Here is a 12,090-nt window from a genome sequence, read left to right as displayed (position 1 = left end):
AATTTCGGGTTGATATACTTTATGTCCGCGACTCCCCTTTTGGGGTGCAGCGCCCGTTGGCGGCGCCTCTTGCGCACCCGACACTCCCCGAAATCGCCACGCTCGCCATTGCGGATAATGTCTGGTTGACCGAGTGTTTCGGCAGCCGCCTTCGGCTAGCTTTCCTGCGGTTTGACCTGCATCCGCAAGGCGCCGGCGACGTCTCGCGGGTCCATTGCGGATAGCGGGCGAGAGGCGAGGGAGCGGCGATGTCGGAAACCCCGGTTGCGATGGCGAGCGTCAACGGAAGCCTCCCGGCCTCGCCCCTCCGCTTCGGAGCCGGCGATACCCCGGCGCGCGGTGGTCGCAGCGCCGGGCGCCGGATGCCCGGGCCGCGCGGTTTGGCGCTTTCGCGGCGCAAGCTGGTCCGCTTCGTCGCCATCGCCGGGCTCGATTTCTTCGCGGTCGCCGCGACGCTCGCCCTGGTGTTCGACCTCGCCGACAGCCCGGAGCCGCGCGGCGAGGCGGCCGCCTCGGTCCTGCTCTTCGTCATGGCCGCGGTCACCACCGCGGTCTTCGTGGCGACCGGGCTCTACCGGCGAAGCTGGCGCTTCCTGTGCTTTGCCGACTGCCTGTTTCTCGCGCGGACGATCCTTTTGGGGATGACCGCGGCCTGGGCCGTCGCGATCGCCTTCCTCGGCTATCGCCCCTTCGGCTGGAACGCCTTTCTGCTCGCGGTCCTCCATATGTCGTTGCTGGCAGCAGCGATGGGGGCGATGCGCGTCGCGCGCCGCTATGCGCGCGAGCGCCGGCTGGTGCAGACCCGCGCCGCCGACAAGAGCGAGGGCGCGGCGATCCGCCACGTCCTGCTGCTCGGACCGCCCGACTGGGCCGCGTCGGTGATCGACCTGATCCGCGCCGACAAAAGCTCGCACATGCAGGTGGTCGGCCTGCTGCTCGCCGACCATGACGATCCCATCTCGCGCCTCGCCGGCATCCCCGTGCTCGGTGGCCCCGAAATGCTCCCCGGCGCCGTCGAATTGCTCGGCGAGCGCGGCAAGCGGCCGACGACGCTCATCATGTGCGACGACGGCCGCTCGCTGCGCTTTGCCGACCGCTCGCGGCTGATCGGCCGGGCGCACGACCTCGGCCTCGAACTCGGGCGCGTCACCGACCCCGCGCGCCAGCTGCTGCGCGCCGCGCCGCAGATCGACATCGAGGCGCTTCCGGTTTCGGAGCTGCTCGGCCGTCCCGAATATTCGATGGAGCGCCGCCTCGTCGCCGCGATGCTGCGCGGCAGCCGGGTTCTCATAACCGGGGCCGGCGGCACGATCGGGTCCGAGCTGGTCAAGCAGATCGCGAGCTTCGCGCCTTCGGAAATCGTGCTCCTCGATCACGCCGAGCACAGCCTCTATTCGGTCGAGCTCGACGCGCGCGAGCAATTCCCCGGCGTCGCCTTCTACCAGGCGCTCTGTTCGATCCGGCAGGCAAAGGCGGTGCGCGCGGTCTTCGAACGCTTTCGGCCGCAATATGTGTTCCACGCCGCCGCGCTCAAACATGTGCCGATGGTCGAGGCGAACCCGTGCGCCGGGGTGCATACCAATGTGCTCGGCACGCGCAACGTCGCCGACGCGGTGTGCGAATTCAACGTGCGGGCGATGGTCCAGGTCTCGACCGACAAGGCGGTGAACCCCGTCGGCATGATGGGCGCGACCAAGCGGCTCGGCGAGCTCTATTGCCAGGCGCTCGACCTGTGCGGGGTCGACGACCCCGAAGCGCCGCGTTTCATCACCGTGCGCTTCGGCAATGTGCTGGGCTCGAGCGGGTCGATCGTGCCGCTGTTCAAGCGCCAGATCGCGCAAGGGTCGCCGCTGACGGTCACCCATCCCGACATCACCCGCTTCTTCATGACGGTGAAGGAAGCGGTGCAGCTGATCCTGCAGAGCAGCGCCGACGCGCTCGCGAACGACGCGCAGCGCGGCAACATCTATGTCCTCGACATGGGCAAGCCCGTGCGTATCCTCGACATGGCGCGGCAGATGATCATGCTCTCCGGCCTTGAGCCCGAGGTCGACATCGGCATCCGCTTCGTCGGGCTTCGCCCGGGCGAGAAGCTGTACGAGGAGCTGTTCGACAGCTGCGAGCGGCAGGTCGAATCACAGATCGGCGGGATTTTCGAGGCGCATTCGCGCGCCATCCCCTTGCCGCTGATGACGCGCGCGATCGCGCGGCTCGAAGAGCTGGTGGCCGAAGGCGACGACGACGAGCTTTGCCGCATCGTCCACAATCTGGTGAAAGTTCCCAACGGCAGCGCCGACTCCGCAAAGCCCTTCGGCGAAATCGCCGCATGGATGGCGCGGATCGAGCGCGACGGAATGATGCCGGCATGACCGCGATGCCGACCGCCCTTTCGCTCGACCAGGCGCCCCGGTACAGCGCAATCGAAGCACCCGTCGCCAGCCTGTCGTCGCGCTGGCCGCAATATGAGGCGGACGAAATCGAGGCGGTGCGCGAGGTGCTGGAAAGCGGGCGGGTCAACGCCCTGGTGCATGGCGACCAGACCCGCGCCTTCGAACGCGAATTCGCCGATTTCGTCGGCACCGACCATGCGATCGCCGTCGCCAACGGCACCCTCGCGCTCGAACTCGGACTGCGCGCGCTCGGCATCGGTCCGGGCGACGAGGTGATCGTCCCCGCGCGCAGCTTCTTCGCCAGCGCGAGCGCGGTCGTCGCGGTCGGCGCCGTGCCGGTTTTCGCCGATATCGACCCCGTTTCGCAGACGATCGCCCCCGCGTCGGCCGCGCGCATGATCGGCCCCGCCACGCGCGCGATCCTGTGCGTCCACCTCGCCGGCTGGCCGTGCGACATGGCGGCGCTGCGCGCGCTGTGCGACCGGCATCGCCTCTATCTCGTCGAGGATTGCGCGCAGGCGCATGGCGCGGCGATCGGCGGGCGGCGCGTGGGATCGTTCGGCGACGTCGCGGCCTTTTCCTTTTGCACCGACAAGATCATGTCGACCGGCGGCGAAGGCGGGATGCTGACCACCGGCAACCGCGACCTGTGGGTCCGCGCCTGGGCGTATAAGGACCATGGCAAGAATCCCGACATTCTCGCCGCAGCGCCCGGCGGAACCGCCTTCCGCTATGTCCACGACAGCTTCGGCAGCAATTTCCGCCTTACCGAAATGCAGGCGGCGATCGGCCGGCGCCAGCTCGCCAAGCTCCCCGATTGGCTTGCGCGGCGCCGGGCGAACGCGGCGGCGCTGGCCGAGGCGCTGGCCGACCATCCGGCGATCGCGGTGCCGCGGCCGGCCGCGGGAACGACATCGGCCTGGTATAAATTTAATCTGCAGCTGCACCTCGATCACCTGCCCGCGGGAGCGTCGAGCGAAAGCATCGTCGCGGCGCTGCGCCGCCGCGGCATCAGCTGCGGCACCGGCTCGTGCCCCGACATGAGCCGCGAAGGCGCGTTCGCAGGGCTCGCCGTGAAGACCGACCGCGGCCTGCCTGTCGCGCGCCGGGTCGGCGCGCGCAACCTGATGCTCGCGGTCGATCATCTGCTCGACCCCCGCACGATGCGGCGCATCGCCGACGCCATCAGGGCGTCGATCGCTTGAATGCCTTTCGCCCCTTTCGCAGCGGCGCCCGGGGGCCGGCGGGCCGCGTCGCGCCTCCCGCCATGCCGGTGACGCCCGCGACCGATCGCGCCGCGCCCTCGCCCCGCGCGCTCGAACCGCTCGTGCGGCTGACGTCGGCCGTGCTGCTTCCCGGCGAGCTCTTCGAGCTGTTCTCGACCGGCGTTGCAGCCGTGATCCTTCCCGTCGGCATTCCGCTGAACCGGCTCTGGTCGCGGCTCGTCGAACAGAAGGAGGAGCGGCTGCCATGGGAAGCGCCGCTGATCGACATCGCGCGCAACCATCACGGCTCGGCCAATCTGTCGCAAAGCCTGGGCGATCTCGCCTATTTCCAGCCGGGCCTTCACGGCTATATCGCGCGCAAGATCGAGATCGCCGAAGATGAGGCGGGGGGGCTCGAGGCCATCCCCGATCATTTCGTGCAGGGCACGGGCCGCTACGATGTCCCGCGGCAGCTCGTCGAGGATTGCCGCGCGATCACCGACATGATCATGGCCGCGCTGACGCCGGCCGGCCGGCCGGTTCCGCGCTATCGCACCGCGGTTCAGCGGCTTAAATATCAGGCGGACCTCGCCGACATGGAACGGCTCGAGGCGATGACCGGCAATTCGCTCGCGCGCTGGTGCCGCCTCGGCTTCCGTATCGACGTCGCGCGCGGCAAGCTCAACCCGAAGCTGTCGCGCAAGGGCCTGTCGGACGCGCTCGCCTTGCTGACGCTCGTTCCCGCGCTACGCGGCCTCGTGCGCTGGATCGACGCGCGCTTTGGCGACCCCACGAAGGCGCCGCCACCGACGCCCGGCGCGCGTCTCGTCGAAAGTGCGCACCTCGACGAGCGCTATTTCTCGGCCGTGTGCGGCACGCGCGATACGATATGCACGCAAATCCATTGCGACGGCCGCTGGCACGACCTGCCGATGAGCCTCGACGCGCTGGTGATCTTTCCCGGCAAGCATTCGGCGCGCAACTTCGGCCTGTCCCCCGCGCTGCACCGCGTCATCTATAGCGGACGGCAACCCGCAGCGCCGGTCGATCCGCGGACCGGCAACGTCACCCTGCTGCTCGGCGCCATCTGAACCTGGCCTTGCGCCCTATTGCTGTGTGGCCTGCACGATCGCGGGCGCGAGCAGCCGCGCGCCGGCGGCGCTCAGATGGTTGTTGTCGGTATAGAGCGGGATCCCGCCGATCACGGTCGCGCATGCGCCGTCGTGGCACAGGATCGCGGCGGGATAGACGCGGCGAAGCCGGGGGTGGCGGCCAAGGCCATCGAGCATGGCGATCGTGTCGGCCTGGCGCTCGATATATTGCTCTTCGGGAATCGTGAAACCCTCCACATCCTTGCCCTTTTCGTGCAGCCGCGCGAGGGTGAAGGGAACGTCGTGCCCCACTTCGGGGATCGGATAGACGAGGACGACGGTCTTGTTCGCGGCCAGCAACGCGCCAACGAGATCGGTGATCCCCCGCGTCAGCGCCCGCTGCGCCGCCGGCGTGAACTGGCGATACACGATACCCCGGGCGTCGATCAGGTCTGGAAGGTCGCCGTTCGTCTCGGCCGGACCGATGCCGAGCGCCCGGCCGCGATAATAATAGGTCCAGCGCGATGCCACGATAACGGTGTCGATCTCGGGATGCGCTTGCAGGAATTGCAGCTTCTGGGCGTTGGCTGCGAGGCAGTCGGCCTCGCTGCCAAAACCCGCCAGCGGCGGGCAGCGCGACGCGCCGCCGTACAGCGTCGCCGGCCCCGTTTCGGCGATGCGCTCCATCGCCCCGCGCAAGACCATGGCGTGCGAATCGCCGACGAGCGCATAGCGCAGCCTTGCCGGGTCGCCGATCACGCAGGCGGGTTTGAGCAAAAGGCCCGCGTGGCACGGGATGGCATAGGGGTTGGGATGTTCGGTCGCCGCCGCAAGCCGGGCGGTTTCGGCGTCGACCCGCTGCGGGAAACCGTGCGCCGCGACCAGCACCCCGCCAAACGCCACCGCCGCGATCATGACCCCCGCCCCCGCCGCGAATACGGCCCGCCGGCTGGTGAGCAGCATCTTGCGGCGGAAGGGTTCTTCGACGAAGCGCCACGACAGGGCGGCGCACAGCATCGAGACCAGTGCGATTTCGAACATCAGCGCCGGCGGCGGCTCCTCGATCATCGAATAGCGGGCAAAGACGAACAGCGGCCAGTGCCACAGATAGAAGGAGTAGGAAATCTTGCCGCCGAAGACCGCGACCGGATGCGACAGCAGGCCCGAGGCGACCGTTGCCCGGCGCTCTTCGCCGGCGTGGATGATCAGCGCGGCGCCCAGACAGGGGATCGCAGCGGCGAACCCCGGGAACGGCATCGCTTCGGAAAAGGCGATGACCGCATAGAGAATCAGCACCAGCCCTGCGCCGCCCGCGACCTGCGCGAGCGCGCGCGAGCCGAAGCGCGGCACCGCCCCCATCGCGAGCAGCGCGCCGAGCAGCAATTCCCACGCGCGATAGGGAAGCAGGTAGAAGGCCGCCGACTGCTCGTGATCGGTCATCCAGACGCTCACGGCGAATGACAGCAGCGCCGCCGCCGCCGTGATCGGCACCATGTGGCGGCGCGCGAAGCGGACGAGCGCGAACAGAATCAGCGGCCAGAAGAGGTAGAATTGCTCCTCGAGGCCGAGCGACCAGGTGTGGAGCATCGGCTTGAGCTTCGACGAGCCAGCGAAATAATCGTCCTGAAACCAGAGCGCAACGTTGGAGAGCGAGGTCGCCGCGGCGATCAGATTCTTCCCCAGCGTTTCGAGGTCGCGGGGCAGCATCACGATCAGGCCGGCCACACCGCACGCGACGAGGACGAAGAAGAGCGCCGGAAAGATGCGCCGGATTCGGCGTTCATAGAAATCGGCTAGCGAGAAACGGTCCCCGGTCATCGCCGCGAGCAGCAGCTGGGTGATCAGATAGCCCGAGATGACGAAGAAGATGTCGACGCCGACGAAGCCTCCCGACACGATGCCCAGTTCGGAATGGAACAGCACCACGGGCACCACGGCGAGCGCCCGCAGCCCGTCGATGTCGGCGCGATAGCCGGTCAGCGCGCTATCGGCGGCGGTCGTCGCGGCAGAGGGCGGCGCAAGGCCGCGCAGGACTATCGGCATCGCCGTGCGCGCGGACGCGGCGGGCAGGGGAGCGGTTGAACTTGTCGCTGCACACCATCCTCCCTGCGCGTCGGGCGGGCCGGTCGCGGGACCCGGCGCCCGCCCGCGCCCGGTCCCGGGGGCCGGTGCCTATCCGGCCAGCCCGGGTTCCCTGGCCCCTCGATTGGCGCGGTCGCGACACGAGGGCCGTTGATAGATGTCGAAAAAGGGGTCGAGATGGCGCGCGATATAATCGTCGATGAAGGCGATCTCGTCGGCGCTGAAATAATCGACATAGCCTCCCGCCTTGCCTCGGCGGACCTTGAAACTGTCGGGGTTGTCCGGGTCGGCGGGGCGCAGCCTTTTATGCCCGAAGCCGTCGGCAAGCTCGATCTTGCGCAGATTTTCGAAACTGGCGAATTCGACCGCGCGGTCGAGCAGCTCGTCGTCGGGGGGCGGCAACTGGAGGAAGGCCGCCGATTTCTTCAGCACCGAGCGCGGGCTGACGTGCATATCCTCATAGCATATCCACTGAAAGTCGCGCACGCTCGTCCGCGCGCGCGCCCAGGCGTTGTAGAAGGCGACGATGGCGTCGATGCTGCCGCGGCCGGTGCGCAGATAGTCGCTCAACGAGCAGTCGATGACCTTCATCCGGTTCTTGGCATCGAAATAATAGGACACCAGCACGTCGCGCGGGTCGCGGGTCAGGAACAGGATGCGCTTCGACGCATAGCGCGACTTGTCGGTCTCGACTTCGGACCCGAATTTCAGATTCGGATTGTCGTCGTGGGTGAAGGCGATGTTCGGGACGCGCGACGACAGCTTCCAGAAATGCTGGATCTCCATCGGATTGTCGGTCGCAAGGTCATATTGGCGGTTGATGATATAGCCGATCATCGTGCGGAACCAGGTCCGCCCCGCCTTGGGATAGGAGAGCACGAAGGCGTCGCGCGCCCAGAAACTCGCCGCACGCCGCAGCGCGAGCAGCGGCCCCTTCGTCTTGATGCCCTGCGGCAGCAGAAGTTCGCCGGCGGAAAAAGAGAAATCGCGTAGGCCCGTCCGGAGCGGCATCGTCTGTGCTTCCTGCAATCGGCCGGCGCCGGGCCGGCTCTGGGGAGGGCGGATCGCTCGCCCGACACATGCTTATACGCCGTCCGCCCGCCTATCCGGTCGGCTTTTCCGGGTGATGCTCAAAGGGATGACCATCCTTCTCCGCCGGGCCGGCCACGGCCTCTGCCTTGTCCGAACGATAGACGCGCTGGTGGAAAAAGCGCCGATAGGGCCAGACTTCAAGCGAGCGATGCACGACATGCGTCGCGAGCAAGGTCAGCGGCGTCGTGACGAGAAAGAAGAGCGCCATCGACAGCCCCCAGTCGTCGGTGAACAGGCCGAAGCGGTCGAACAGCGCCCGCATCGCGAAATAGCTATAGGGGTGGAGCAGATAGAGCGAATAGCTGACCGTTCCCAGATAGGCGATCGCGCGGCCGCCGAACAGGCGGGTGCTGAGACTGTCGGGCTGGATCGCGAGATAGAAATAGCCCGGCGTCGCGAGCATCAGCGCCCAGGCATAGGGGCTCGCCATGTCGGCCTGCGAAAAACCGAAGCGGTGGCTTCCCGCGAGCCATATGCAAAGCAGCGCGAGCGCCACCTCGGCCGGCCGGGCGATCTGCGCGTGCGGCTTCAGCCCCGCGTCGAAGGCGATCCGCGCGAGCGCGCCGGTAACGAAGAAGAGCGCGATCGGGTAGCGGATCAGAAAGGCCCAGCACAACGCCGCGACGAGGACCGTGCCGATCGCGCTGCGCTTGCGGATCGCCACGAAATAGCTGAGCGACGCGAGCGCATAGAAGATCACCTCAAAGGTCAGGCTCCACGCGTTCGGGGTCAGCTGTTCGGTGTGGGTGAAGAGGTTGAGAAACAGAAAGCCCGCGATCACCGCAACGCGCGTGTTGAGGTCGGGATAGGCATTGGTGAGCCCGTTGAGCACCACGAACAGCAGAGTGAAGGCAAAGAACAGCGGATAGAGGCGGAAGAAGCGCCGCAGCGCGAATTCGCGCATCGAATAGCGCATCACGCTCGGCAGGATCACGAAGCCGCTGATCACGAAGAACAGCTCGACCCCCCACGCGCCGAAGCTCCACGGGCCGAAGATCAGATCGACATAGTCCTGATCGTGCGCATAGACATGCTCGGCGGTGCCGCCGAGCAGATGCGCCCAGAAAACCATCATCGAGGCGAGGCCGCGGAGCCCGTGCGCGGCGGGGTTGAAATCGCCGCCCTTCGCCGGGCGGGGCCGGGATCGCAGGCTGGGTGCCATTCTGCTCGCCATGGCGTCCCTGCCCCCGGTCAATCGGACGCGCTGCGCGCGCGCGGTCGCTTGACATCCGCCAGCGTCAGGACCGTTCCGTCGGGCAGGTCATGCGTCACCGCGACATTGTTGTGGACGAGGCAGTTCGCGCCGATCGCCGCGCCGTAGAGCAGGGTGGCGCACATGCCGAGCGTCGCGCCTTCACCGATGCGGCACGCGCCCGCGACCACGGCATTGGGCGCGAGATGGACATGGTCGGCGACGATGCTGTCGTGCGCGACGACGGCATTCTGGTTGACGATGCAATTGGCGCCGATCTGCACATCGGGACCGACATTGGCGCCGGGGAAGAGATAGGTCGCCGGGCCGAGCGTGCTGCGCGCGCCCAGATAGGCGGTTTCGGCGACGAGCGGCGGCAGGTGAAAGCCCCTTGCCACCAGCCGCTCGAACAGCCGCCGCCGCGCCGCGTTCGATGTCGCGCCGCCGACCCCGACGAAGGCGGTGCGAAGCCCGCGCTCGTAGAGCGTGTCGAGCAGGCTTTCGTCGCCGAGAACCCTTATGTCGCCCGCGACCGGCGTTCCCGGTACAATCGCGGCATCGAGCGCGCCGATGACGGCGAAGCCGCTGCCGCGCATCGCGTCGATCACCGTGCGCGCATGGCCCGAGCCGCCGACGATCAGCGCGTCGGTCGCAGCGTAGCGCGTGCGCAGCGCCGGCGCTTCGGCTCCCGCGCGCGCTGGCGCCGCCCCGGCCTCGGCCGCGTAGCGCTCGACGTCGGCGACGCGCACCTGTCCGCCCTCCGGCGGCACCGCCTCGATCGCCACTCCCAGCTGGGCGGCGCGCATCCGCGCCTTGGCCGAAATCTGCACCGCCTGGTCGGACTTCGCTTCCGCCGCCGCCGATGGCGCATCGGTCCATGTGAAATCGAGCATGTCCGCCGGTGCGTCGGCAGGGAGCCAGACATCGCAAAGCGGCGCGCCGACCGCGTGCATCTCGTCCTTGGCAACGCGAATCCGTTCGACCCGGCCAGCGCAGGGTGCGAGCACTTCGTTGGCGGCCTTGGTCGTCTCGATCGTGAACAACAGCTGGTCACGCTCGAAATCCTCGCCCTCGGCGATGCCGATTTCGACGATCCGCGCCTCGTCCTCATTGGCGTTGAGCCGCGGCATCGTCGCGATCGCACGCCGCAGCGGCACACCGGCCGCATCGTTGGACGTCTCGCGCACCGCGGTCATTGCCGGCTCCCCAGCAGCAGGTCGATCGCGGCGCCGACTACCATCTCGCCGTTCGGCAGCAGCGCGGTCTCCCACGATTTGCTGCTCGGGATCGGATGCGGCGGGCCGGTGACCGTCGCAAACGAACGCCCCGGCATTTCAACGAGCGCGCGCGCGACCTCGGCGCCGAAGCCCCAGCCGTCGGCGCCCTCTTCGACGCTCAGCACGGCGGGGCAATCGCCGATCCGCTGCCTGAGGCCGGCGCGGTCGAACGGCGACAGCGTCGTCACCTCGATCACATTGGCGCGCAGCTCCTCTTCGTCGGCAAGCCGTGCGGCGGCTTCGACGCACACTTCGGTGCTGCCGCCATAGGTCACAAGCACGAGGTCGGGATCGGCGTGCGGCGCGATGTCGCGCGCGTCGACGAGGCGGGCATAGCTCAGCTTGTTCTCGATGATCAGATGCGGCGTCTTTGCGGCAAAGGCTTCGGCATAGATGCGTTCGATGTCCGAAAACTGGCTGACCGCGACGACGGTGAGGCCGGGCACGCCGCAGAAATGTTTTTCGAGGCTCTGGCTGTGCGTCGCGCCATAGCCGCGCTTCCCGCCCATCGGCGCGCGCACGACCACGGGCACCGCGATCTGGTCGTTATAGACCCAGGGCAGCTTGGACATATGGTTGATCAGCTGGTCGGTGCACAGGGTGATGAAGTCGCCGAACATGATCTCGACGCAGACGGGCTTGCCCTTCAGCGCCATCCCCGTCGCGACGCCGACAATCCCGGCTTCCGAGATCGGACTGCTGAGCACGCGATCGGGAAAGGCGGTCGAAAGTCCCCTGGTCGCCTTGAACGCGCCGCCATAGGGGTCGAGAATATCCTCGCCGATCACATGCGCGCCCGCGTCGCCGGCCATGAAGCCGTGCAGGCTGGCGTTGATCTGTTCGATCACGCGCATGGCTCGGCATCCTGCATCGCGGCGTCGAAACAGGCATCGAGATAGGCCGCGACCTCGCCGTCGAACCGATCCGCCTCGTCGCCGACGCGGTTCCGCAACAGCTGCAGGCAATCCCGCTCCTGCAGCGCCGCGAGTTCGGCCTCCGAGCGCGTGTCATCGCTCTTGCTGTGCGCGCGCAGCCGCACCGTCTCGATATGCAGCCAGAAGGGGCGCCGCTGCGACCGCACATAATCGGCCGCCTCGCACGCCGCGGGCTTCAGCGCGTCGAGATCGACCGAACCGATCGACGCCGAGCGGATGCCGAAGGGCTGCGCGCGGTCGGCGATGCTTCCTGCCACCCCCAGCGCGCGCGGGGTCGTCTGCGCGATGCCATTGTCCTCGACAACGAACAGCACGGGGCAATCCCGCAGCGACGCGAGGTTGAGCCCCTCGTAGACGCTGCCCTCGCCCATCGTCCCGTCGCCGAGGAACACGACGCTGATCGCACCCTTGTCGCGGTCGGCGAGCGCGGTGCCGACCGCGAGCGGGACGAGCCCGCCCTGAATGCCGCTCGAAAAGAAATTACGGTGCGCGAGATGCTGGCTACCGCCGCGGCCGCCGCACACGCCGCTGGTGCGGCCGAGAATTTCGGCGAACAGCCCGTGCGCATCGCCGCAATAGGCAAGGAAATGGCCGTGACAGCGGTGGTTCGACCAGATGGTGTCGATCGCCTTGTCGAGCGCGCTCATCACCGCGATCGCATTGGCCTCCTGCCCGATGCAGGTGTGCGTGGTGCCCGCGAGCTTGCCCTGGCCGAACAGATCGAGCAGGCGCGTTTCGAACTGCCGGATCAGCGACATCAGCATATAGTCGCCGGCCCGTTCGTCGGTGGCCCCGTGCATCAAGAGTTCGGCGAAATGCTTCATCG

Annotated in this window: 9 protein-coding genes; 3 read left to right on the top strand and 6 right to left on the bottom strand. The window is 67.8% G+C overall.

Annotation, left to right across the window (positions count from 1 at the left end; all coding sequences use genetic code 11):
* Window positions 1–248 precede the first annotated feature (248 nt).
* The 3 genes from KNJ79_RS00950 to KNJ79_RS00940 are packed head-to-tail and all read left to right on the top strand — an operon-like array spanning window position 249 to window position 4,686.
* Window positions 249–2,369: a polysaccharide biosynthesis protein gene (locus KNJ79_RS00950; RefSeq protein WP_317152437.1), complete on the top strand. Its 2,121-nt coding sequence runs from the start codon at window positions 249–251 to the stop codon at window positions 2,367–2,369.
* Window positions 2,366–3,595: a DegT/DnrJ/EryC1/StrS family aminotransferase gene (locus KNJ79_RS00945; RefSeq protein ID WP_317152436.1), complete on the top strand. Its 1,230-nt coding sequence runs from the start codon at window positions 2,366–2,368 to the stop codon at window positions 3,593–3,595. Before KNJ79_RS00950 ends, KNJ79_RS00945 begins: the two co-directional genes overlap by 4 nt.
* Complete coding sequence (locus tag KNJ79_RS00940; protein WP_317152435.1) at window positions 3,592–4,686, top strand: hypothetical protein; 1,095 nt, start codon at window positions 3,592–3,594, stop codon at window positions 4,684–4,686. Before KNJ79_RS00945 ends, KNJ79_RS00940 begins: the two co-directional genes overlap by 4 nt.
* A gap of 15 nt (window positions 4,687–4,701) precedes the next feature.
* Here KNJ79_RS00940 and KNJ79_RS00935 read toward each other — a convergent pair whose 3' ends face one another.
* The 6 genes from KNJ79_RS00935 to KNJ79_RS00910 form a co-directional block, all read right to left on the bottom strand.
* Window positions 4,702–6,729 carry an acyltransferase family protein gene (locus tag KNJ79_RS00935; RefSeq protein ID WP_317152434.1) on the bottom strand — a complete coding sequence of 676 codons (2,028 nt, stop codon included), beginning with the start codon at window positions 6,727–6,729 and terminating at the stop codon, window positions 4,702–4,704.
* A gap of 129 nt (window positions 6,730–6,858) precedes the next feature.
* The gene (locus KNJ79_RS00930; protein ID WP_317152433.1) at window positions 6,859–7,779 is read right to left on the bottom strand and encodes a sulfotransferase domain-containing protein; all 921 of its coding nucleotides are present in this window, start codon (window positions 7,777–7,779) and stop codon (window positions 6,859–6,861) included.
* 91 nt (window positions 7,780–7,870) lie between these two features.
* On the bottom strand, window positions 7,871–9,022 hold the full coding sequence (locus KNJ79_RS00925) for an acyltransferase family protein (protein WP_317152432.1): 1,152 nt from the start codon (window positions 9,020–9,022) through the stop codon (window positions 7,871–7,873).
* Between the two features lie 29 nt (window positions 9,023–9,051).
* Entirely contained in the window at window positions 9,052–10,248 is a 1,197-nt protein-coding gene (locus tag KNJ79_RS00920; protein ID WP_317152431.1) for a biotin/lipoyl-containing protein, read from the bottom strand.
* Entirely contained in the window at window positions 10,245–11,183 is a 939-nt protein-coding gene (locus KNJ79_RS00915) for an alpha-ketoacid dehydrogenase subunit beta (RefSeq protein WP_317152430.1), read from the bottom strand. The genes KNJ79_RS00920 and KNJ79_RS00915 overlap by 4 nt, the downstream gene beginning before the upstream one ends.
* Window positions 11,174–12,088, bottom strand: coding sequence for a thiamine pyrophosphate-dependent dehydrogenase E1 component subunit alpha (locus KNJ79_RS00910; protein ID WP_317152429.1), 915 nt, complete (start codon window positions 12,086–12,088; stop codon window positions 11,174–11,176). The genes KNJ79_RS00915 and KNJ79_RS00910 overlap by 10 nt, the downstream gene beginning before the upstream one ends.
* Between the last annotated feature and the right edge of the window lie 2 nt (window positions 12,089–12,090).

Source organism: Sphingopyxis indica (genome assembly GCF_032879645.1).
Taxonomy (GTDB): Bacteria; Pseudomonadota; Alphaproteobacteria; order Sphingomonadales; family Sphingomonadaceae; genus Sphingopyxis; species Sphingopyxis indica.
Note: the sequence above shows the minus strand (reverse complement) of the source record. Positions and strands in the feature narration are given on the sequence as shown.